Annotated in this window: 22 protein-coding genes and 1 tRNA gene; 15 read left to right on the top strand and 8 right to left on the bottom strand. The window is 73.4% G+C overall.

What is annotated here, in order from left to right; translation table 11 throughout:
* Positions 1-93 precede the first annotated feature (93 nt).
* Together IE180_RS06095 and IE180_RS06090 are read right to left on the bottom strand one after the other, a co-directional pair.
* Positions 94-744, bottom strand: a complete 651-nt coding sequence (locus tag IE180_RS06095; RefSeq protein WP_190155687.1) for a YdcF family protein — start codon at positions 742-744, stop codon at positions 94-96.
* Positions 741-1,532 (bottom strand): GntR family transcriptional regulator, encoded by a 792-nt coding sequence (locus tag IE180_RS06090; protein ID WP_190155686.1) that lies wholly within the window; start codon positions 1,530-1,532, stop codon positions 741-743. Before IE180_RS06090 ends, IE180_RS06095 begins: the two co-directional genes overlap by 4 nt.
* Before the next feature lie 472 nt (positions 1,533-2,004).
* On the opposite strand from IE180_RS06090, the gene IE180_RS06085 reads away from it, so the two are divergent.
* The 13 genes from IE180_RS06085 to IE180_RS06025 all read left to right on the top strand — a co-directional run bounded on the left by IE180_RS06085 (position 2,005) and on the right by IE180_RS06025 (position 13,621).
* The gene (locus tag IE180_RS06085) at positions 2,005-2,265 is read left to right on the top strand and encodes a DUF6284 family protein (RefSeq protein ID WP_190155685.1); all 261 of its coding nucleotides are present in this window, start codon (positions 2,005-2,007) and stop codon (positions 2,263-2,265) included.
* 8 nt (positions 2,266-2,273) lie between these two features.
* On the top strand, positions 2,274-2,723 hold the full coding sequence (locus tag IE180_RS06080; protein ID WP_190155684.1) for a hypothetical protein: 450 nt from the start codon (positions 2,274-2,276) through the stop codon (positions 2,721-2,723).
* A complete protein-coding gene (locus tag IE180_RS06075) occupies positions 2,720-3,724 on the top strand; it encodes a DUF2637 domain-containing protein (RefSeq protein WP_190155683.1) in 1,005 nt (334 codons plus the stop codon). The genes IE180_RS06080 and IE180_RS06075 overlap by 4 nt, the downstream gene beginning before the upstream one ends.
* On the top strand, positions 3,721-4,056 hold the full coding sequence (locus IE180_RS06070; RefSeq protein WP_190155682.1) for an RRQRL motif-containing zinc-binding protein: 336 nt from the start codon (positions 3,721-3,723) through the stop codon (positions 4,054-4,056). Before IE180_RS06075 ends, IE180_RS06070 begins: the two co-directional genes overlap by 4 nt.
* Before the next feature lie 15 nt (positions 4,057-4,071).
* A complete protein-coding gene (locus tag IE180_RS06065; protein ID WP_190155681.1) occupies positions 4,072-4,308 on the top strand; it encodes a hypothetical protein in 237 nt (78 codons plus the stop codon).
* Entirely contained in the window at positions 4,305-5,921 is a 1,617-nt protein-coding gene (locus IE180_RS06060) for a TrbL/VirB6 family protein (RefSeq protein WP_190155680.1), read from the top strand. Before IE180_RS06065 ends, IE180_RS06060 begins: the two co-directional genes overlap by 4 nt.
* Before the next feature lie 2 nt (positions 5,922-5,923).
* The gene (locus tag IE180_RS06055; RefSeq protein ID WP_190155679.1) at positions 5,924-8,035 is read left to right on the top strand and encodes a hypothetical protein; all 2,112 of its coding nucleotides are present in this window, start codon (positions 5,924-5,926) and stop codon (positions 8,033-8,035) included.
* 223 nt (positions 8,036-8,258) lie between these two features.
* The gene (locus IE180_RS06050; protein WP_190155678.1) at positions 8,259-8,753 is read left to right on the top strand and encodes a hypothetical protein; all 495 of its coding nucleotides are present in this window, start codon (positions 8,259-8,261) and stop codon (positions 8,751-8,753) included.
* An 8-nt stretch (positions 8,754-8,761) separates the two neighbouring features.
* Complete coding sequence (locus IE180_RS06045) at positions 8,762-9,016, top strand: hypothetical protein (RefSeq protein ID WP_190155677.1); 255 nt, start codon at positions 8,762-8,764, stop codon at positions 9,014-9,016.
* A gap of 84 nt (positions 9,017-9,100) precedes the next feature.
* A complete protein-coding gene (locus IE180_RS06040) occupies positions 9,101-9,973 on the top strand; it encodes a bifunctional DNA primase/polymerase (protein WP_190155676.1) in 873 nt (290 codons plus the stop codon).
* Between the two features lie 2 nt (positions 9,974-9,975).
* Entirely contained in the window at positions 9,976-11,448 is a 1,473-nt protein-coding gene (locus IE180_RS06035; RefSeq protein ID WP_190155675.1) for an AICE element replication initiation protein, read from the top strand.
* A 498-nt stretch (positions 11,449-11,946) separates the two neighbouring features.
* A complete protein-coding gene (locus IE180_RS06030) occupies positions 11,947-12,150 on the top strand; it encodes a helix-turn-helix domain-containing protein (protein ID WP_190155674.1) in 204 nt (67 codons plus the stop codon).
* Between the two features lie 64 nt (positions 12,151-12,214).
* Positions 12,215-13,621: a tyrosine-type recombinase/integrase gene (locus IE180_RS06025; protein ID WP_229860320.1), complete on the top strand. Its 1,407-nt coding sequence runs from the start codon at positions 12,215-12,217 to the stop codon at positions 13,619-13,621.
* A gap of 46 nt (positions 13,622-13,667) precedes the next feature.
* On the opposite strand, the gene IE180_RS06020 is transcribed toward IE180_RS06025, so the two are convergent.
* From IE180_RS06020 to IE180_RS06005, 4 genes are all read right to left on the bottom strand, one after another.
* Positions 13,668-13,741 (bottom strand) — tRNA-Thr (locus tag IE180_RS06020).
* Between the two features lie 84 nt (positions 13,742-13,825).
* A complete protein-coding gene (locus IE180_RS06015; protein ID WP_190155673.1) occupies positions 13,826-15,370 on the bottom strand; it encodes an alpha/beta hydrolase in 1,545 nt (514 codons plus the stop codon).
* 133 nt (positions 15,371-15,503) lie between these two features.
* Positions 15,504-16,706 (bottom strand): DNA polymerase III subunit delta', encoded by a 1,203-nt coding sequence (locus IE180_RS06010; protein ID WP_190155672.1) that lies wholly within the window; start codon positions 16,704-16,706, stop codon positions 15,504-15,506.
* Positions 16,707-16,786: 80 nt separating this feature from the next.
* Positions 16,787-16,960: a hypothetical protein gene (locus tag IE180_RS06005; RefSeq protein ID WP_190155671.1), complete on the bottom strand. Its 174-nt coding sequence runs from the start codon at positions 16,958-16,960 to the stop codon at positions 16,787-16,789.
* A gap of 162 nt (positions 16,961-17,122) precedes the next feature.
* On the opposite strand from IE180_RS06005, the gene IE180_RS06000 reads away from it, so the two are divergent.
* Both IE180_RS06000 and IE180_RS05995 read left to right on the top strand, forming a co-directional pair.
* Positions 17,123-18,307, top strand: a complete 1,185-nt coding sequence (locus tag IE180_RS06000) for a sensor histidine kinase (RefSeq protein ID WP_190155670.1) — start codon at positions 17,123-17,125, stop codon at positions 18,305-18,307.
* A complete protein-coding gene (locus IE180_RS05995) occupies positions 18,295-18,939 on the top strand; it encodes a LuxR C-terminal-related transcriptional regulator (protein ID WP_030692566.1) in 645 nt (214 codons plus the stop codon). Before IE180_RS06000 ends, IE180_RS05995 begins: the two co-directional genes overlap by 13 nt.
* Before the next feature lie 63 nt (positions 18,940-19,002).
* On the opposite strand, the gene IE180_RS05990 is transcribed toward IE180_RS05995, so the two are convergent.
* Together IE180_RS05990 and IE180_RS05985 are read right to left on the bottom strand one after the other, a co-directional pair.
* Positions 19,003-21,429 carry an FtsX-like permease family protein gene (locus IE180_RS05990; protein ID WP_190155669.1) on the bottom strand — a complete coding sequence of 809 codons (2,427 nt, stop codon included), beginning with the start codon at positions 21,427-21,429 and terminating at the stop codon, positions 19,003-19,005.
* Positions 21,426-22,202 (bottom strand): ABC transporter ATP-binding protein, encoded by a 777-nt coding sequence (locus IE180_RS05985; RefSeq protein WP_229860319.1) that lies wholly within the window; start codon positions 22,200-22,202, stop codon positions 21,426-21,428. The genes IE180_RS05990 and IE180_RS05985 overlap by 4 nt, the downstream gene beginning before the upstream one ends.
* Positions 22,203-22,284 lie beyond the last annotated feature (82 nt).

The following is a 22,284-nucleotide window of genomic DNA, read 5'->3' as shown; positions in this document are numbered from 1 at the left end:
CCAACCACGGTCACCCGTGGTCCAACGCGTCACGTACTCGCAGAGACAGTGCACTGCCGGATTGGCCAATTCTCCGCACAGCTTCCTGGCCTCTCACTCCGGCATGAGTCGGTTCACGAAACCCCCGTCGCGTAGCCGCTCATAAGCCGCCAGAACGTCCTCCGGTACGTCCTGCGAGATCATGAAGCCGCGCTGCGGATAGAGCAGCAGGCGTTGCTGTGCACCGACGAGCATGTCCAATACGAGCGTGGCGTCCTGGATCGAGTCGACGTACTCCTTGAGCGTCATGGACGCCGACGCACTGACGATGTCAACGTCCGGCCACAGCTTCCGGGCGGTCGCGTACGCCCGCCGCTCCTCGTACGGCTTGCTGATGAGGAGCACAGACTGCACGTCCACCCCCTGCTCGACGAGCAAGGCACGGGACAGCCGGATGTTCTCGCCCGTGTTCCGAGCATGGGGCTCGACGAGGATCGCGGTCGCGGGCACCCCCAACTCCAGCGCCCGGTCTCGGTAGTGCTCTGCTTCGCCGCGAGGCATTCGTCTTTCAGTCGTGCGGCTGGTGGCTCCAGTGAAGACGATCAGGGGAAATAGACCGCGGCGGTACAGGTCGACCGTCACGTCTGCCACGCCCAGGTCGTGGCTACCCAGGCCGATGCCGACCGAGCAGGGGCGCGGCTCGTGGCCCATCTGCTGGAACTCCCAGAGGCGTTCGGCATCGGCCCAGTTCCGATCGGAGATCACTGCGTTTCCCCTTCTGCCGCCGAGTCGGGCACCTTGAAGTCGTATGCCCAGGCAAAGCGCGTCGCCGCGTGCACGCCGATGGCGAACTCCACGAGCGTGCCGTCCGCCGTGAACGTGCTCCGGTGCAGTTCGACCACCCACTCTCCCGGCAGGAGCTTGAGCTGCTCCGCCTCCTCCGGCTTCGCGGCGCGAGCGAACAACTCCTCCCGCATGTGGTCGATCTCGTACCCCGCGTCATAAAGGACGCGGAAGCCGCCGCCCCGGCCGGCGGGGCCGGGGGTCGGGTCCACGATGCGCGTTCCCTCGACGTGTTCCGGGCGGTAGTAGCTGGTCAGGGTGTGCGTCGGCTGGTCCCCTTCCTTCACGAGGCGAGCCCGCGCGTACACCTCGGCGCCCTCGGGGAGTCCGTGTGCCGCCGCCACGGCGGGGGGCGCCACGATGCGGCTGACTGTCTGTGTCTGCTCGCCGCGCTTGTATGCCCGTCCAGAAGCGACCCGGTCTGCGATGAACGCCACCTCATCTCCGTCCCGCCACTTCGCCTTGTCGTATCGAGCAATACCCAGTCGCTTGAGCGGCGCCCGCTCCCGTACCACAGTCCCGTGCCCGCGAGACGAGGTCACCAGGCCCTCTGCCTCCAGCGCCTTGTAGGCCGCGTGGACGGTCGTCTTCGACCCCTCGCCCACCTCGACCAGGTCGCGGATCTGCGGAAGCTGCTGGCCCGGGGCGTACTCCCCGTTCCTGATCTGCTCCGCCAGTTTGTCCGCCAGTTCCCGCCACTTCGGTGCCACGCGAACTCCTCTCGACTGAGTCCAGTCAAACACAGTCCCAGGACTGTTGACAGTCCCGGGACTGTGCGCCACAGTCTTCCCAAGCGCTTCGCAGTCCCAGGACAGCGAGTGTGGGAGGGCCTTCTTTGGGCTGCTCCCGGCGCCCGGAGAGCTCCGTGTAGGCGGGCTGGCTCGATGGAAGCGGCTGCTGCTTGAGAACTGAACAGAGTGCCGAGGTATCCGTCCCCCTCAAGCGACAAGTGGGCGGCGTATGCGAGTTCTGTCCTCGCGTACGGATCAGCGCAACCCGACCTCTCCGCCCCGCACCCCTGCGGACGGCGGCCGGTTGCCTCCTCCGCCCGTCCGGGCCCCTTCGCGGGGCACCGTACGGGCGGGGTCGAGGGGAGCCGGATGGTTCCAAACGGCGAGAGGCCCCGGAGCTGCAACTCCGGGACCTCGTTCGGGCCGTTCCTCTCAGGAAGGAACACACCCAATGAAGTCCATCATCACACTCCCCGCCACCAGCGGGGCGCTGGCGTTCGACGGTGAGCCGTCGGACGTGGAGCTGGACGCGGTCGAGCTGGAGATGCCGCTGATCCTGGCGGACGTCGAGCTGCTGGACGCGGTGATCAAGACGCTGGACCGGCCGGCCACGAAGCTGGACGAGCAGCGCATCCGCCGGGCCCGCCGGCGGGTGCTGGCCGAGCGTCGCTCGCTGAGCAACCGCGCTGCCACGCTGGGCGGTGCCGCATGATCCGGGTGGTGACGGCCGAGCGTCTGCGCCGTCTGCTGGAGGACGCGGAGCAGGCGCGTGCCGATGCGGTCGAGGCGAACGCCCGGGCCTCGGAGCTGCACCGCCGGCACGTCGCTCGGGTGGACCACCTGAACGGCCGGGTGGAGTCGGCCGAGAGCGACGCCGCGATCCTGCGCGAGCACGTGGCCGAGTGCGAGACCGCGCTGAAGGAGTCGGCGGCCGAGGTCGGGGCGCTGCGGGAGGAGCTGGACGTCGCCCGCCGGGCGGCTGTGGTGCCGATGGCGCTGCTGCTGCGGGACGGGGCCCCGCACAGTGTTCACGCGAGCGTTCAGGCCGCCAAGGACCACGCCGCCACCCTGGGCGCCAACCCGTCGGGCTGGACGGCTCCGGGACTCGTCGGCGGCACCCCCACAGGCTGGTCGATCATGCCGTTCCGGCGGAACGGAGCGGTGTCATGAACGGTGTTCAGATCCGTTCAGCGGAACGCGCCCTGTCGGTGGGCACGTGGCTGATCGTGGCCGGGGCGATGCTGTTCTCCGTCCTCACCGTCACCCCGCTGATGCGGGCCCACACCCCCGCCGACTGGCGGTGGACCGCCCCGATCCTGCCCCTCGTGGTGGACGCGGCCGTCGTCATCGTGGTCCGCCTGGACTCGGTCCTGGCCCGTCTGGGCGGGCACGGCGGGCGGTGGCCGGTGGTGCTGCGGTGGATGACCGGCGGCATGACCCTGGCCCTGAACATCGCCGACTCCGCCCTGGCAAAAGACCTGGTCGGGGTGGCGGTACACGCGGTGGCGCCGCTGCTGCTGATCGTCACGGCCGAGACCGGCCTGGCCTACCGCACGGCCATCACGAATGCGCTCACGGCCATCCAGGAGCGTGAACGCGCCGAGCGGGCAGCACGAGAGAAGGCCGCCGCCGAGCGCGCCGAAGCCGCCGCCAAGCGGGAGCGGGAGGCGCGGGAGTTCGAGGCCCGGATGGCGCGTGAACAGCGCGAGCACGAGGCCGCGCTCGTCCGTGAACAGGCCGAGCGGGAGGAGCGGGCCCGGCGCGAGGAGCGGGAGCGGGCCGAGGCCGCCGAGCGGGCCGAGCGCGAAGCTCGTGAACGCCATGAGCGCGAGCGTGAACAGCAGCGCGCTGAGCGTGAACGCCGTGAACGCGAGGCCGCCGCGCGGATGGAGAAGGAGCGCCGGGAGCGCGCCGAGCAGGCCGCGCGTGAACAGCGCGAGCAGGCCGAGCGGGCCGAGCGTGAACGCGCCGAACTCCTCGCCGCCGGCCCCGCCCAGGAGCAGCAGGGCAAGGAGCTGGCCCGCCGGACGGTAGCCGCGGCGTTCGCCGCCGGCCTGTCGGTGCGGCAGGCGGCCGAGCTGTGCGGCTGGTCCACCGGCTGGGTCACCGCCCGCTACCAGGAACTCCGCGAGACGCCCACCGCCCGCACCCTTGAGGCGGCCGGCCGGTGAGCACGCTCCCCGTCTACCGCTGGCGCCTGGCGCCGGAGGGGCTGGCCACCTTCCGGCAGCTGCGGGCGCTGGGACTCCGGCCCGGTGGCCAGCCGGTGGTGGCCCAGCTCGAACGCCCCCGTCGCCGGCGCGAACCGCTGGTCGCCTTCTTGTACCGGATCGACCGGGCCCGCCCGGTCCGTCCGATGACCCCCGCCCGGTGGGCGGCCCTGGAGCGGGCGAACGCCGCCCGCCGGATCTGCCCGGAGTGCGGGCGGAACGCCGGGTACCGCATCCCGCCCTCGCTCGGCATGTGCGTCCCGTGCGCGGACGCTCCCCCACTCGCTGCTTGACCTGGAGGTTTCCTCGTGGAGAGCAACACCGCGCAGGGCACGCACATGTATGTGCTGTCCCTGCAGAACCGTCAGATGAGCGCCTGCACGATCTCCGGCACCTGCACCCCGGACCCGTGGGACACCCGGTTCGACATCCTCAACCGGCTCCGGCTCGACGCGATCCGCCAGTACCCGCCGATGAAGGGCTCCATCGTCGTCTACTTCGCCCTGGAGATGAACGACCTGACCGGTCAGGGGGCGGCCCGATGACGGACCTCAGCACCGAACCGATCCTCACCGACCCCGAGCCGGTTCCCCCCGTCGTCCCGGCTTCCGGCCCGGCCGAGGAGACGCCCAAGCCCGAGAAGCCGTCCGTGGAGCACACGGCGGGCGGCTGGCCGGTCGTCCCCCTCGCCCTGACCGGCGCGAACGCCACGGTGACGCTGCTCGCCGGGGCCGCCCTGGCCGGCGGACCGGTCGCGGCGGCTCTCGCGGCGACCGGCGCCGTCGTCCTGGGCGCCACCACCGCCCGCACCGCCAAGACCACCGCCGCCAAGCAGGCCCGGCAGGCGAAGGCGGGCAGGCACAGCACCGCGTCGGCGGGGAAGGCGGCTGGCGGCTCGCGCGGCGGGCTCGGCGGTGTCCCGTCCCAGCCCCGGCGCGGCTCCGGCTCCGCCACCGGCAGCAGGACCGGGAAGCGGGCCGGAGCGTCTGCCGCGTCGGGCCGGAGTGCCCGGTCCGGTGCGCTGCGGTCCGCGAGCACGTCGGCGGGCACGGGCGGCCGGAAGGCGGGTCTGGCGAAGGGTGCCGGGTCGCGGGCGGCCGGCACCGGTTCGTCGCCGGTCGGGTCCTCGGGTGCGGGGAAGCCGCGGGGACGGCTCGGGCAGGTCAAGGCGCTGCGCGAGCAGGCCCGTTCGGCCTCGCCGTCGAGGGCGGGGCGGCGGGCGGAGACGACGGCGGCCCGCCGTCAGGTCGCCGACGCCCGCCGGGCCGCCAAGACCGCCGCCCGCACCACGGCCGCCGCGAAGAAGGGGCCGCTGGGCCGGGCGGTCGGCAAGGCCGCCGGCCGCCTCGGCACCGCCCGCGGCACGGTCCTCGGGAAGCTACGCAGGGCCCGTGACACGCAGGCGGCCGGCAAGGTCGCCGAGCGGCGCGCCGAGATCCGCAAGGCCCCGGCACGAGCGAGGGCCCGCAAGGCGCTGCGGAGGTCGGCGGCCCGGTTCCAGGGCCGCCGCCTGCTCGCCGCGCTGCTGGCCGGGCTGCTCGGCATCGTCGGCATGGTCACCACCCCACTCGGCCGGAAGCTCGGGTGGGCGTGGCTGCAGCACCCCGGCCGCCGCCTCTACGCCCGCCTGCTCAAGCAGGCGGCCGACGAGCGGGACGAGCGGGACCGCGTCACCCGCGCCGAGCTCACGGTCCTGGAGGCCATCGCGGACGCCGAGGCCGCAGAGGAGAGCGAGCAGATCGGGGACACCGCCGAGCGTCCGGCCGGACTCGTCCCCAGCACATCTACCAGTGAGAGCAGTGAGGGAGAGATCGTGTCGGGTTTCCGGTTCGAGGAGTACGCGGCGGAGATGGAAGCCGCCGCCAACAGCTATGAGCCCGAGAGCGCCATGGAGATCCTCGCCATGGTCGAAGGGCTCCCGGCCGCGCTCACGAGCGTGGCGAACGTGATGCGGATCCTGGCCGAGCGTGCCGACTCGGAGTTCCCGCTGGAGAAGGAGGTAGCCGACGGCTTCAACGACATCTTCGGCGCCCTCATGTCCGCGGTCGCGGTCGCCGAGGACATGGGGCCGCTGTTCCGCACCGCGCACGAGCAGGACATCGCCCGCCACGAGGACCCGCGCAACGGGCCCGAGGCCGAGAAGGGATGGAACGTCTGACCATGGCACCCACCACCGCCTCTACGGGGCCGGTGTGGGACTGGGCGGCCGGTCACGGACCCGTGACCGGCGCCCTGTCCGCCACCACCGGAGCCCTCGCCCTCGCCACCACCGGCGCCGCCACCCACATGCCCCCCACCTGGGCGTTGGCCATCGGTACCGCCGGGGCCATCGGCCACACCGTCACCAGCTGGCGTGAGCGCCTGGCCGCCCGCACCATCGCCATGCGCGCCGCCTCCTGGCTCCTGGGCGCCGGATGGACCACCTGGGCCATCACCACCGGCCCGCTGACCTGGACCGCCCTCGGCTCGCTCGCCACCCTCGGGGTGGGTATCGGCGCCGCCGCCCGCTCCACCCTCCTGCACGAAGAGGCCCGCGAACTCGAGGCCCTGGCCGCCGCCGAACGCCAGGTCTCCCGCGAACTGTCCGCCGAACGAAGGGCCATCGCGGCCGAGTGGGTCGACCGCGTCCAGCGCGTCTGCGGCGGCATCACCCTGCGCGTCCTGGCCGTCGAGCAGTGGCCCACCGGGACTGGCTTCACGATCGACGCCGAACTCCCCGCCGGTGGGGTGACGTACGAGCGGATCGCGCAGTACGCGCCGCAGCTCTCCGCCGATGCCCGTCTCCCGCACGGCTGCACCGCCACCGCCTCCCAGGGCATCAACCAGGGACGGGTCCTGATCGACGTCACCACCGTCAATGTCCTGGCCGAGGAGATCGGCTACCCCACCGACTACAGCCCCCTGTCCATCCACACCGGCCTGCCCTGGGGGGTGCGGACGGACGGGAAGGAGGTGCGGGTCTACCTGCGCGAGCAGTGCGCCCTGATCGTCGGGCCGACCGGGTCGGGCAAGACGAACTTCGTCCATGACGTGTTCGCCGGGTTCGCTCGCGCCGAGGACATCTTGAGCTGGGTGATCGACCTGAACGCCGGATCGGCCGGCCTGCCCTGGGTCCGTCCCGCCCTGGCTTCCCAGGGTGAGGGGGAGGCGGTGCGGCCCGGGATCGACTGGCTCGCCTCCTCCTACGAGGAGGCCATGCTGATGCTGGAGACGGCCGTCGCGGTGGGCAAGCACCGCAAGGTCGCCTATCAGGACCTCATGGCGAAGGCGAACACCGATCTGCTGCCGGTCTCCAAGCGGATCCCGCAGATCATGATCGTGATCGACGAGGGCGCCGAGATCCTCACCTCCAACGACCCGAAGATGCGCAAGCTCGCCGCGAAGATCCTTGAGATCATCCGGCAGTTCCGCGCCATGGGCATCCGCACCGTGCTGACCGCGCTCGGGGCGACCGGGTCGGTGCTGGGCAACCTGATGATCCGCCGCGAGGCCAAGGCCCGGGTCTGCCTGACCGGCGGGGAGGTCGAGGGCATGGACCTCCAGAAGGTGTTCCCCGGCTCACGCGGGCTCAAGGTCACCCAGGCCCCCTACAAGGGCTCCGGCTTCATGGGCACCCCCGAGTCCCCGGCCGGCCTGTTCAAGGCCTGGCGGATCCTGCCCCAGCAGATCGCCGACATCGTCCACGCCACCTCCACCCTCCACCCCCGGCTGGACGACGTCTCCGCCAAGGCCGCCGGACCCGGCTACGCCCGGCGCTGGGACACCGACCGCATCGCCTGGATGCGCGACACCATGGTCGACGAGTGCCCCGCACCGGCGGCCGAGGACCGGCCCGCCCGACCGGGCGGGCTGAACCTCTCCGCGCTCCGTGACGCCCCCGCCCCGGCTGCCTCAGTGGCGAACGAGGCGTTCGACGCACGGTTCCAGGCCCTCATCGACGCCGAGTTCGGCACCACCGGCGAGCCCGACGAGGACGAGCGGGAGGAGCGCGAGCGGCCGCGCGGGTTGAACCTGAGTGCGTTCCGGAACGGGCAGAACGAGGGCGCCGCCCGTCAGGCCGCGCTCGACGTTCTCCTCGCCGCCGGAGCGGAGGGCACCGGGGCGTCGGCCATCGCCCGCGCGCTCGCCGACGAGCACGGCACCAGCCGTCAGACGGTCGTCGGCTGGCTCAAGGAGTGGACCGAGCAGGGCATCACGGTCCGGACCGGCAGCGGCACCAAGACCCGCTACATCCACCACCGCCACGCCACCGGTGGCCCCGCCGAGGACTGACCTTGTCGCCTGTCGCCCGTCTCTGCCGGGAAGGGCTCTCAGTGGCTCTCAGGGGCCCGAAAACGGCTTCTGACCTGGGACGCGACAAGCGACAAGACAAGACAAGCGACAAGCCGCACGACAAGCCAGACGACAAGCCAGACGACAAGCGACACGACAAGCAGGGCACCGGGCAGCACCCCACCTTCGGAGTGCTGCCCGGCCCGCTGAGAAGGGGCACCTTGTGCACGAGACGACCGCGTACGAGATCACCACCCCGCGTCCCTGGACCCCGCCGCCGGCCACCACCGCCCAGCCCGTGATCCTCCCGGCCGACATCCCGTCCGGGGTCGACTGGGTCACCCTCCCCAACGGGGTCCGCACCCTCGCCTACACCCACCCCGCACCCGCACCCCAGATTCCGGTTACGCCCGCACAGCCGATCCCGGCCTGGGCCAAGACCACCGCCCTGCTCGCCCCCACCCTCGGCGGCGGGATCGCCGCCGCCGGGATCGGACTCTCCTACGCCGCCCCGGGACTGATCGCCATGAGCCATGCCCTGTGGTCCGCCGCCGCCCTCGTCGTCGCCGCCGTCACCGCCGTCCCCCTCCTGCTGCGCACCGTCCGACGCGCGGCGACCGGCACCGGCAACGGGGGCGGGTCGACGACGCACATCACGCAGAACATCACCGCGACCGGACTCTTCGGCCGCGCCAACGGAACCATCAACCACCACTGAGGAGAACCATGCTGCGCCTGCGCTTACGCGTCACGGACTGGCCCCGCAGGGCCCTGACCCTCACCGACACCCCCCGCCCCGACTGCCCCCGCTGCGACGGCGCGGGCGGCCACGCCTACGACTACGGCGACCCCGAAACCGGCGAGTACGCCGGCACCGAGTGGGACCCCTGCCCCTGCTGGCACGAGGACCACTCCTGGGCCCTCCTCCCGCTCCCGCGCCGCACTCCGCGCGGCGGCTACAGCGACGAGCCGCCGTTCTGACAACGCCAAGGGCGGCCCGCCATCTCGCCAAAGACCGGGCCGCCCTCACATCCAGCACCGCTTAGAGAACTGGAGATATCCAGCATGACTCATGCCGTCCCGATCCGGCGAGAAGTCCGGACCGGCCACCTCGCCCTCGCGCTGCACCTGGCGTCCCTGGGCCTGCCGGTCCTGCCGCTGCGCGCTGGGAAAGGGCCGCTCGGTAACTGCCGCACCTGCGCGGGCAACGCGTGCGGCGGCCGGCCGAACATGAAGACCCCCGGCCTCTGTGCTTGCCCGCGCCCCTGCCACGCCTGGGCTGCCGCCACCACCGAGCCGCGCATCCTCACCTCGCCCGCGTGGGCGACCGCCTGGCGGGACGCGGGGGTCGTCGGTTATCACCCGGGCGGCGCCGGGGTCACGGTCGTGGACCTGGACGACGCCGACGCCGTCGCCTGGGCCCGTGCGACCCTGCCGCCCACCCGCACCGTGGCGACGACGCGGGGCGAGCACTGGATCTACTCCGGCACCATGCGGTCGGTCAACGGCGTCCGGCCCGGTGTCGACCTGAAGTCCACGATGTCCTACGCCCGCTGGCTCGGCCCCGGCACCGGCACCCTGACGGACCTCCCGGACGTCGTACGCGCGCTCGCCGAGAAAGCGCCCACCGCCGTCCGGCCCGCGCCTCGCGCCGTGACCGTGCCCGCTCCTGCCAGGGGCGGCCGGTGCCGGCACCGCTCGCCCGCCTACCTGGAGCGGGGGATTGCCATGGCGGAGCAGCGGATCACCGACACGGTCAGCGGGGTGCACGCGACGGTGTACCGGACGTTCCTGGCGGTGCTCTCCGCGCACGGCCGGTGCGGCTGCCTCACCGAGGAGCACATCGCCCGCCTGTTCACCGCCGCGCAGGCCAAGGGCGAGTCTCCCCGGCACTGCATCGACGCGTGGTCCAACGCCCTCACCGCTTTGGGGATGTAGCGATGTCCGAGGACGAGAAGAATCCCGCCCGCGCGATCATCGCCGACTACGCGCAGGAGCACTTCCGCTACTTCCGCACGGTCGACGGCACCGTCTACGCCCAGCGCAACGGCCACCCCGTCGCCCGCCCGATCCGCTCCCAGGGCACCACCGGCAGCCACCGCCAGGAACTCATGGTCGGCCTGTTCCGCGACGGGCTCGGCGTCTTCAACGGAACCGCTCTCAAGGAGGCACTCGACTTGATCGAAGCACTCGCGCTCACCGAGGACGTCCAGCCCGTCCACATCCGCGTCGCCCCCGGCTTCGACGGCGCCACCTGGCTGGACCTGGGCCGCGACGACGGCCGGTCCGTCCGCATCCACCCCACCGGCTGGGACATCCGCATCCCCGACCCCCGTGAGGTGTGCTGGCGGCGCACCCAGCTCACCGGCGAACTCCCGCTCCCCGTGCAGAAGACCGACGGCAAGGGCATCGACCGGCTGATGCGGCTGTGCAACTTCTCCGACGCCCGCGCCGAGTCCCTGGCCCTGGCCTGGCTGGTCGGCTGTCTGGGCCCGGACGTCCCGGTCCCCGCCCCGTTCCTCACCGGGCCGCAGGGCGCGGGCAAGTCCACCGCCGGGAAGATGCTCGTGCGGATCATCGAGGGCATGAGCGGTGACCTCCGGCGCGCGCCGAAGGACGAGGAGAATCTGATCACCGCCGTGGCCGCCGGGTGGGTCACCGGCCTGGACAACCTCTCCCACCTGGGCCCGGACCTGTCGGACCTGATGTGCTGCATCGTCACCGGCGCGGAGAACATCAAGCGCGCGTTGTTCACCGACGGCGACGTGGTGCGCTCGCGCTACCGCCGGCCGATGCTGCTCACCGGGATCGACGTCGGCGTCATCCGCCCCGACCTCGCCGAACGCCTCCTCCCGCTCCGGCTGGAGCGCCCGAGGGTGCGGCGGACCGAGGCGGAGCTGTGGAGGGAGTTTGCCGAGGCGCTGCCGGTGATCCTCGGGTCCGTGCTCGACCTGGCCGTCGAGGTCCGCGCGGCCCGGGCCGACATCCCCACCGACCTGCGGATGGCGGACTTCGCGCACCTGTGCGCCCAGCTCGACACTGCCCGGAACTTCGGGGCGCTGGACGCCTACCGGGCGAGCCTGGACGACCTCAACGACGACGTCATCGAGGGCGACCTGCTCGCGCAGACCGTCCTCAAGCACGTCGCCGGCACTGAACCGGGCATCGAGGTGCGGATGACGTCGGCCGAGTGGCTGCACGCGCTGACTCAGCTCTACACCGGCGAGGACTTCCGTCCCCTGCCCAAGGGGTGGCCCACCACCGGCAAGGTCCTGTCCGACCGGCTCAAGCGGCTGCAGCCCGTCCTGGCCGCCCGCGGCGTCCTCGTCGACTGGGGCCGCAAGAACAGCGCCCGCTACATCGAGATGACCCGCCCCAAGCCCCCGGCCGACGAGCAGCAGCAGGCGTTCTAGATCCGCACCACGCGGCCCGGCCGCACAGGCAAGAGGAGCACCCCGGGCCCGGCGCGGCGGTGCTCCTCTTGTTCTTCGGCGGCGTGCCGCCGCTCGATGGTCGTGCCGCATCGCGGCTCCTTCTTCACGCCCGAAGGTGCGCACAACAACAGACACAGCCCCCTCTTTTTCCTAAGTAGGAAGACGCTGCGTCACCTGCGTCACCACGGGCCCGAAAACCGCTCCTGAGCTGCATCGACAGGGGTGACGCAGAACCCGAATCTCTGCGTCACCTTGCGTCACCTGCGTCACGCCGTGACGGACGGCTGCGTCACCGGTGACGCAGCCCGCAGCCCCCTGCGTCACCCAAAACTCGCAGGTCAGCACCCCTGAGTGACGCTGATGACGCAGTGACGCAAAAATCCTCACCTCGGACACATGCCGACCACCCCCATCGCCCTCGCTCCCCAACCTCACCTCCGCTGAGGAGTCCCGCAACCCGCCAAGGAGGCGTACGTAGTGACCACCGCCGCGAACCCCGCCCCCACCCGCGCACTGTTCACCGTCAAGGGGGCCGCCGAGTACCTCTCCCTCGGACGGTCGACCATCTACGAGCTGATGGCCGCCGGCAAGCTGCCGTACACCAAGGTCGGCCGTATCCGCCGTATCCGCCGGGCCGAACTCGACGCGTTCGTAGCCCAGTTGGAGCTGTCCACTACCTGATCAGCGAACCTCCCTGAGGCGGCCCCGGACTCAACCGGGGCCGCCTCGCTCATGAAAGGCGAAGATGATCCGCAAGCCGAACATGGAGTCGTCCATCTACCTGGGAAGCGACGGGTGGTGGCACGGTCGCGTCACCATGGGCGTGAAGCCGGACGGGAGCCCCGACCGTCGCCACCGTCGGGCCAAGACGGAGCCCGAGATCAAGCGCAAGGTCAAGGAGTTGGAGAAGCTCCGCGACGAGCAGCGCGCCCCGAAGGCCGGCCGCGTGCCGACCGTCGCGCAGTGGATGGAGACCTACCTCACCACGATCGCGAGCCTGAAGCTCAAGCCCCGGTCGTTGGACGACTACTGGTCCAAGACCCGCAACGACATCATCCCTGGCGTAGGTCAGCACCGGCTGAACAAGCTGGAGCCGGAGCACCTGGAGATGATGTACGCGGCCATGCTCCGTGAGGGCCACGCCCCCTCCCACGTGCTGAAGACCCACCGGATCCTGTCCCGGGCGCTGAAGATCGCGCACCGACGCCGGATGATCGTGGAGAACGTCGCGACGCTGGTGGACCCGCCGACCGTGGACGAGACTGAGACGAACCCCTTCACCCAGGAGGAGGCTCACGCCTTCCTGGAGGCGGCGGCCAAGCGGCCGACGTTCGTGCGGTGGCTGGTCGGTGTCGGCATGGGCTTCCGCCAGGGCGAGACGCTCGGCATGCGGTGGAAGTACGTCGACCTGGATGCGGGGCTGTTCCACCCGCGCTGGCAGCTCCAGCGGCTCACCTGGAGGCACGGCTGCACCGACCCACACGCCTGCGGCGGCCGGCTTCACCGGTTCGAGCCGTGCCCGCCGGCCTGCACCACCCACAAGGGCTACAAGCGCGGTTGCCCCAAGCCTTGCGAGAAGACGTGCACGAAGCATGCGAGCACCTGCCCCCTGCGGAAGGGCGGCGGTCTCGTGTTCACCCGGCCCAAGACGAAGAAGAGCCAGGAGCCAGTGCCGATCCCGCCACCGTTCATCCCGCCGCTGCGAGAACTGCAGGCGTTTCAGGAGCAGGAGCGCGCCGCGGCGGGTGAGCTGTGGGAGGACCACGATGTCGTGTTCGCGCGAGCGGACGGCCGACCGCTCGACCCGCGCCAGGACTGGGAGGAGTTCAAGGAGCTGCTCGACGAGGCCGGGATCGACGACCGGCGCCTCTACGACGGGAGCCGCCACACCGCCGGCACGATCCTGAACGAACTGGGCGTCCCGCTGGTGACCATCATGGAGATCCTGCGGCACACCCAGGTCACCCAGACCCGGCGGTACGTGAAGGGGCGTTCCGAGCAGTCCCGGGACGCCATGAAGCGCATGGGGGACGCCTTCCTCCCCCGGCTTCAGAGCCAACCCGAAGCGCCCGCCCAGGGCCCGACTGAGACCACAACTGAGACCGGGGACACACGCTCAGCCCGCGCTCGACGACGCCGACGCATCCGGTAAATGAAAAAACCCCAGGTCACGGCGAGTGAGTCCTGGGGTAATTCCGAGCCGCCTTCGGGATTCGAACCCGAGACCTACGCATTACGAGTGCGTTGCTCTGGCCAACTGAGCTAAGGCGGCGCGCCGTGCAGACACATCGTGGTGCAGCAGCGTCGCCAAGTCTACACAGTTTCCGGAGGTGCTCCGACCACCCCCGGACCAGGCCTACGAGCAGCGCTTTCCGTCTGCCGGAGGGGTCCCCTCCAGGAGGTAGGTGTTGATCGCTGTGTCGATGCAGTCGCTGCCCCGGCCGTAGGCGGTGTGGCCGTCGCCCTCGTAGGTCAGCAGGGTGCCGGAGGAGAGCTGGTCGGCCAGGGACCGCGCCCAGTGGTACGGGGTGGCCGGGTCGCGGGTGGTGCCGACGACGAGGATCGGGGCGGCGCCCTCGGCGGTGATGCGGTGCGGTCGGCCGGTGGGCGGGGTGGGCCAGTAGGTGCAGTTGAGGGCGGCCCAGGCGAGGCCCGCGCCGAAGACCGGAGAGGCCTTCTCGAAGGACGGGACGGCCTTCTCCGCGGCGGCGGCGTCACGGTAGGCGGGCGGCAGGTCCAGGCAGTTCACGGCCGCGTTGGCGGCCATCAGGTTGGCGTACGTGCCGTCCGCCTCGCGCTCGTAGTAGCTGTCGGCCAGCGCGAGCAGCCCGGAGCCCTCGCCGCCCATCGCCTGGGCGAGGGCCTCGCGCAGCTGCGGCCAGGCGCCCTCGTCGTACATGGCGGCGATCACGCCCGTGGTGGCGAGGGACTCGCCGAGCTTCCGGCTCTCCCCCGTGGGCACGGGCTCGGCGTCCACGTCGCGGAAGAACTTCTTCATCGCCTCCCCGGCGGCGGCGACGGACCCGGTGCCCAGGGGGCAGCCCGGCTTGCGGACGCAGTCGGCGGCGAAGGCGCGGAAGGCGGTCTCGAAGCCGCCGGTCTGGTCCCGGTTGAGGTCGAGCGCGGAGAGCGAGGGGTCCATCGCCCCGTCGAGGACGAGACGGCCGACCCGGTCGGGGAACAGCTCGGCGTAGGTGGCGCCGAGGAACGTGCCGTACGACGCCCCCACGTAGGTGAGCTTCCCGTCGCCGAGCGCCGCCCGCAGGACGTCCATGTCGCGGGCGGCCTCGACGGTGGAGACGTGCGGCAGGACCTTCCCCGACTTCTTCTCGCAGCCGGCCGCGAAGTCCTTGAAGGCCGCGCCGAGCGCGTTGATCTCCGCCGTGTCGTCGGGGGTCTGGTCGACCTGCGTGTACGCGTCCATCTGCGGGCCCGTCAGGCACTCGACGGGCTCGCTGCGGGCCACGCCGCGCGGGTCGACGGCCACCATGTCGTAGCGGGCGCGGACGGGCGCCGGGTAGCCGATGCCCGCGTACCCCTGGAGGTAGCCGACGGCGGAGCCGCCGGGCCCGCCGGGGTTGACCAGGAGCGAGCCGAGCCGCTTGCCGGGGCCGGTGGCGCGGGCCCGGGAGACCGCGAGCTCGATCTCCTCCCCGTCCGGCTTCGCGTAGTCGAGCGGGGCGCGCAGGGTGGCGCACTGGAAACCCTCGACGCCGCAGTCGCGCCACTTCAGCCTCTGCTCGTAGTACTTCTTCAGCTTCGGCGCCTCGGGCGCGGAGGAGGGTGCCGGCGCGGCCGTCCGGGGCGCGGCGGCGTCGCTCCCGCCCGAGCAGCCGGAGAGGACCAGCCCGGCGGCCACGAGGGCCGTGGCGGACGTGCGGAGCAAACGCCTGGAATCCATCCCCGGAGCGTATCCGTACCGGTACGGACCGTGTCCAATCGCCCGGGGCCCGGCACGATCCGAAAGGCGGGCCCCGGGGGTGTCGCCGATCGGGCCGGGCTCGCGACGCCCGGCCCGATCGACGAGACGCCCCCTAGTCGCGCAGGGCCAGCGTCATCGCCTCCATGGCGAGCAGCGGGGCCACGTTCCGGTCGAGCGCCTCGCGGCAGGCGAGGATCGCCTCGATGCGGCGGAGGGTCCGCTCGGGGGTGGAGGCGCGGGCGACCCGCTCGATGGCGTCCCGCACGTCCGCGTTGGCCAGGTCGCCGCGGGAGCGGAACTGGAGGGCGAGGACGTCGCGGTAGAAGCCGGCCAGGTCGGTGAGCGCGAGGTCGAGGCTGTCGCGCTGGGTGCGCGTCTTGCGCCGCTTCTGGTCCGCTTCCAGGTCCTTCATCACACCGGCCGTGCCGCGCGGCAGCCGGCCGCCCGGGGCCACGCCGAGGGCCGCCTTCAGGTCCTCGGTCTCCTTGGTGTCCAGCTCCTCGGCGACCTGCTTCGCGTCCTCCTCCGCCACGTCGAAGAGCTCCTGGGCCGCCTTGAGGCACCCGCCGACGTCCTCGACGCGCAGCGGCACCCTGAGGACGGCGGCCCGGCGCGCGCGGGCCCGCTCGTCGGTGGCGAGCCGCCGGGCCCGGTCGACGTGCCCCTGAGTGGCGTGGGCGGCCGCGTACGCCGCCTCCGGCTCGATGCCGTCGCGCCGCACGAGCACGTCGGCGACGGCCGCCACCGACGGCGTGCTCAGGTTCAGGTGGCGGCAGCGCGACCGGATCGTGGGCAGCACGTCCTCCAAGGAGGGCGCGCAGAGCAGCCACACGGTCCGCTGGGCGGGCTCTTCCACGGCCTTCAGAACGGCGTTGGCCGACTTCTCGTTCAGCCGCTCGGCGTCGGCCACCAGGATCACCTGCCAGCGGCCGTTCGCCGGCGCCGTGTACGACTTGCGCACGGTGTCGCGCATGTCCTCGGCGCGGACCACGGCACCGACGGCCTTGACCGTGGTCACGTCGGCGTGGGTGCCGATCATCGTGGTGTGGCAGCCGGTGCAGAACCCGCAGCCCGGCGCGCCGCCCAGCGCCCGGTCGGGGCTCACGCACTGCAGCGCGGCGGCGAACGCCCGCGCGGCGGTCTCCCGGCCGGCCCCCGGCGGCCCCGTGAAGAACCAGGCATGGGTCATCTTGGAGGCCTCGGGCGCCGGCTCGCCGGCGGCGTGGGCGGTGACGAGCGCGTCGGCGTCACGCGCGGCGGCGACGAGCTGCTCCTCGACCCGGGCCTGTCCGACCAGGTCGTCCCATACGGCCATGTCTGCCCCTCCTCAGGTACGCCCTCCATTGTGGGGCAGCGCTCTGACAGTCCCCACCGGCCCGGGGAGAACCCCTCCCCTCAGGCCTCGCCGCGCGGCCTCGTCAGCCACAGGCCGACCGCGGAACCGAGCAGGACCACCCCGGTGCCGACGCTTCCGACGATCCGGAGGGCGCCGGTCCAGTCGGAGAAGGTGCCGACGAAGACGTTGGCCAGGACGCTCGCGGTGAGCAGGAGCCAGAGAAGGGCGCGCATGGGATGCCTCCGTGGGGCGGTTTCCGGGAGTTCGCCGTCGGGGTCCCGGCGGCTCTCCGATCCTGGTCCCCGCCCCGCCCTCCGCGCAGCCGTGCCCGCCCCCGGAGCGATGGTGTAGCCCGCTCCACCGTCTCCTCCGGGACCGCCGCCTACCCTGGCTCCATGCGTGAGGCGATCAAGGAAGCGGCCCGGGCGTGTCTCCACCTCACGGTCGGGGCCGCGGTCTCCCTCCTCTGCTGCCTGATGGCGGGCGTCGCCCTCTTCACCTCCGTCGTCACCCTCACGGTCATCGGCGCCGGCGTCCTCCCCGAGAGCGTGCTGCTGCTGCGCCGGCTCGCCGGCTGGGAGCGGCGCCGCACGGCCGCGTGGACCGGGGCACCCGTCCCCGAGGCGTACCTGCCGCTCGAAGGGCCCCTCCCCGCGCGCGTGCGGACCGCGGTCGGCGACCCGGGCACCCGGCAGGACCTGGTCTGGGCCGCCGCGCAGCTGCTCTACGGCCTGGTGCTCTGGTACCTCTCGCTGCTCCTCTGGACGCCCGCGCTGCTGGTCGACGGCGTGAGGACCGGGCTCGCGGGGCGGCGGCCGGTGGCCCTGCCGCTGGTCGGACGGCTCGCCGGCCTGGCGGCGGACTGGTCGCGCACGCTGCTCACGCCGAGCCCGTCGGCCGCCCGGGACGCCGCCCTCGCCGCCCGGATCGAACAGCTCACGGCCACCCGGGCGGGCGCGATCGCCGCGCACGGCGCCGAGCTGCGCCGGATCGAGCGCGACCTCCACGACGGCGCACAGGCCCGTCTGGTGGCGCTGTCCATGCGGATCGGGCTCGCCCGGCGCGCGTACGACTCCGATCCCGCGACCGCCCGCAGGCTCCTCGACGACGCCCAGACGCAGGCCGAGGAGGCGCTGGCCGAGCTGCGGCACGTGGTGCGCGGCATCCACCCGCCGATCCTCACCGACCGCGGCCTGACCGGAGCGGTACGGGCCCTCGCCGCGAGCAGCGGCCTGGAGGCGGCGGTCTCGGTGACCGGCCTCGGCGACCACGACCAGGACGGCCCCCGCGCCCCGGCCGCCGTGGAGGCCGCCGCGTACTTCGTGGTCGCCGAGGCGCTCACGAACGCCGCCAAGCACAGCGGCGCCGCCCGCGCCTCCGTCTCCCTGGCCCGTGAACCGGCCGCCCTGCGCGTGCGCGTGCGGGACGAGGGCCGCGGTGGGGCCGAGGCGGGCGAGAGCGGCGGCTCCGGCCTGACGGGCATGCGCCGCCGGGTCGCCGCCCTCGACGGCACCGTACGGTTGACCAGCCCCTCCGGGGGCCCGACCGTGATCGAAGTGGAGCTTCCGTGCGTGTGGTGATCGCCGAGGACAACGCCCTCCTCAGGGAGGGCCTGGTGCTGCTGCTGACCTCGTCCGGCCACGAGGTCGCGGGGGTCGCGGCCACCGGCCCCGAGATCCTGCCGCTGCTCCTGGAACACCGGCCGGACGTGGCCGTCCTCGACGTGCGGCTGCCGCCCGGCTTCCGCGACGAGGGGCTGCGGGCGGCGCTCGCGGCCCGCGAGCGGCTCCCGGAGCTGCCGGTGCTCGTGCTCTCGCAGTACGTGGAGGAGACGTACGCGGCCGAGCTCCTGGGCGGGGGCGCGCGGGGCGTCGGCTACCTCCTGAAGGACCGGGTGGGCCGGGTCGACGAGTTCCTGGACGCCCTGGAACGGGTCGCGGCCGGCGGTACGGCCCTGGACCCGGAGGTCGTCACCGAACTGATGGCCCGTCGCCGCGACGACCCGCTGGACTCCCTCACGCCCCGCGAGCGCGAGGTCCTGGAGCTGATGGCGCAGGGCCACGACAACGGCACGATCGCCCGCTCGATGGTGGTCACCGAGCGGGCCGTGCACAAGCACATCGGGAACGTCTTCCTGAAGCTCGGCCTGCCGCCGACCGACAGCGGCGGCCACCGCCGGGTCCTCGCCGTCCTGGCGTACCTCAACGCCTAGGAAACACCCGGCCACACCTGGGAAACACCCGGTCACGCCCGGAAAACACCCGGACGCGCCTCCTCAGTGCCGGGACGCCGTCGTCCGGGAGACCGGCAGGAACACGCCCGCCACCACCGTGACCAGGACGACTCCCGCGATCGCGCCCGCCTGCGCGGGCGGCAGGTACGGCAGGCCGCCGGTGAGCGCCCAGGCGAAGGCGGTCAGCGGCAGCGCGCCCACCACGAGCCCGACGAGGAGGCCCGTCGCGGTCAGGAACCCCGCCTCCAGGCCGAGCATCCGGCGCAGCTGGCCCGCCGAGGCGCCGACCTGGCGGAGCAGTCCCAGTTCGCCGCGCCGCCCGGCGCCGATCAGGGCGAGGGTGCTCAGGACGGAGAGGACCGTGAGCCCGCCGATCGCCGCGACGATCCCGCCGGAGACGATCCCGTTCAGCTCGGCGCCGGGCGGCGTCACCGCCTCGGGCGCGACGGGGGAGGCGCCCGCGGGTCCCGCCGCCAGGACGCGCGCGGGGTACGGATCGCTCATGTGCGGGGCCAGTTCGCCCTTCGGCAGGAGGAACTCGCCGAGGGCGAGCGAGCGTTCGTACACCGCGACCACCCGCAGCCGCTTCGGCGTCCCGTCGCCGAGCCGCAGCTCCACCGTCGAACCGGGCTTCGCCCCGAGGGACCCGGCCGTGTCCGCGCCGACCGCGACCGTGCCCGCGGCGGCGAGTCCGGCCAGGTCGCCCGCGACGACGCCGGGGTCGAGCGTGCCCGCCAGCCCGTCGGCGTCCACGCCGAGGACCGGGAGCCGGTCCAGGCGCGGCGCGCCGGCCTCGGTGCGGGCCAGGACCACGGTCGACCGCAGCACGTCCGTGGCCGCCTCCACCCCCGGGAGCTCGCGCACCCGCTCCGCCGTGGTGCCGGTGAAGGCGAGGCCGGCGGTGGTCGCGGCCCGGGCCTGCGCGGCGGCGGCCCGCTCCATGGTGGCGCCGGCCGAGAGCTGCACGAGGGCGAAGGAGGTGACCAGGACGACGGGGACGAGCGCGGCCCCGAGGCGGCGCGAGTGCGCGGCGGCACCGGCCGCGGTGAGCCGCCCCGGCGCGCCGCCGAACCACCGGAACGGCCTGTCCAGGGCCGTCATCGCGGCCCGCGCGATCCACGGCCCGAGCAGCGCGCACCCGGCGACCAGCGTCACCGTGGCCGCCCCGGCGGCCGCGGCGGCCGCGTCGCCGCCCTGGATCGCGGCCGTACCGGACGAGCCCGCGCCCAGGACGAGCAGCACGAGCCCGGCGACACGGCGGGCGCGGCCCTTCCCCGCGCGGCCCGGCCGGCGGGCCGCGAGGAGGACCACGAGCCGGGTGATGCCCACCACGAGGGCGGCGACGACCAGGACGACGGCGAACAGCCACGGCGGAGTGGGGAGTTCGAGCCCTTCCGGCACGACTCCGGCACGGGCCCGCAGCGCCGACCACAGCGCCGGGAAGACCGGTACGGACACGAGGGCGCCGAGCAGCGCCGCCGCACCCGCCACCCGGGTCACCTCCCGGCCCGCCGCACCCCGCACCTGACGGGGCGTCGCGCCGACCGAGAGCAGCAGCTCCCGCTCGGCCGCACGCTGCTGGAGGGCCTGCGCGACGAGCGAGGCGAGGACGAGGACGGCGACCAGGACGAGGGTCCCGGAGACGGCCGCGAGGAGCTGGAGGAGCTCCATGCGCGCGGGCGGCGCGCCGAGGTGCTCGACGCCGCCCCGGCCGTCCCCGGTCAGCGCCCGGAGCGGCTGCCCCGCGGCGGTGTCCTCCAGTCCGGCGGCGTCCAGGGCGGCCCGTACGCGCGCGTGGAGGGTGTCCACCGGTACGCCGGGCTCGGCGAGGACTCCGACGGCGTCGACGGCACCGGGGTGCCCGGCGAGCCGCCGCGCCTCCCCCGCCGTGACGTAGAGCGCGGCCGGCCCCTCGGCGACGCCGACGACCCGGCGACCGGCCACGGTGTCCCCGACGGCCGCACCGAGACCGGCCCCCACGACGGTCTCCCCGGCGCTCCGGGGCCCCCGCCCGTCGAGCAGCCGGTACGGGGCGAGCCGGGCCGCCTCCCAGGAACGCCCGGTGTACGCGCGCGTGGCCGCACCCGCGCGGCCCGCGTCCCCCTCCCGTACGACGAAGGTGTCGTCCGGAACCGCTTCCCGTACTCCCGGCACGGCCCGCAGGACGGCGACGGCCGCCTCGGGGACCCGTACCCGCTCGGTCAGGCCCGCCGTCCCGGTCGTCGGCTCGCCGCCCCACGGCGTGACCGTCCAGCGGACCTCCTGGTCGCCGGCGACGACGACGGGTGCGGCGGCGTACCGCTCCACGCGCGCGTGGCCCAGTCCGGTGGAACCCAGCGCGAGGGCCAGGGCGCCGAGCAGCGCGGTGGTGACGGCGACGGCCGCGAACACGGCGGCCCACGCCTTGCGGTGGGCCCGCAGCGACCGGGCGGCGAGCAGCCGCACGGCGGGGTTCCCGGGGCGGCTCATCGCGCCACCGCCGGGTGACGGACGGCCACGGAGCGGGCGCCGAGCGCCTCCCGTACGCCCGCCTCGTCCGGGCGGTCGAGGCGGGCGACGATCCGGCCCCGGTCCAGGAAGACGGCCTCGTCGGCCCAGGTGGCGGCCACCGGGTCGTGGGTGACGAGGACGACCGTGCGCCCCCGCTCGTCGACCGCGCGCCGCAGCAGGGCGAGGACCCCGGCCGCCGTGACCGGGTCGAGGGCGGCGGTCGGCTCGTCGGCGAAGACGACCTCGGGCTCGTCGATCAGGGCGCGGGCGATCGCCACCCGCTGCCGCTGGCCGCCGGACAGGTCCTCGGGCCGGTCCTCGGCCCGGTCGGCGAGCCCCACGGCGTCGAGGGCGGCCAGGGCACGGGCGTCGAGCGCCCGGCCTTCGCGGGCGCCGGCGAGGAGCAGCGGCAGGGTGACGTTCTCCCGCACGTTCAGGGCGGAGACGAGGTTGAGCGACTGGAACACGAAGCCGATCCGGTCCCGCCGGAGCCGGGTCAGACCGGCCGCCTTCAGGGTGGCGAGGTCGGTGCCCCCGATCCGCACCCGCCCGGCCGTCGGCCGTTCGAGCCCGGCCGCGCAGCGCAGCAGGGTGGACTTGCCGGAGCCCGAGCGGCCCATCACGGCCACGAAGCGCCCGCGCGGCACGACCAGGTCGACCCCGTCGAGCGCCGGCGCCCCACCTCCGTACGTACGGCTCACCCCGTCCAGGGCGAGGGCGGCGCCGTTCTCCGTCACTGCTGTCGTCATCATGCCGACCACGCTAGAAAAGCGCAGGTCACAGCGGTATGGAGCTGGCTGCCGGAGTGGGGGTGGAGCCAGCTCCACCCCCACC

The sequence above is a fragment of the Streptomyces litmocidini genome, assembly GCF_014649755.1.
Classification (GTDB): domain Bacteria; phylum Actinomycetota; class Actinomycetes; order Streptomycetales; family Streptomycetaceae; genus Streptomyces; species Streptomyces litmocidini.
Note: the sequence above shows the minus strand (reverse complement) of the source record. Positions and strands in the feature narration are given on the sequence as shown.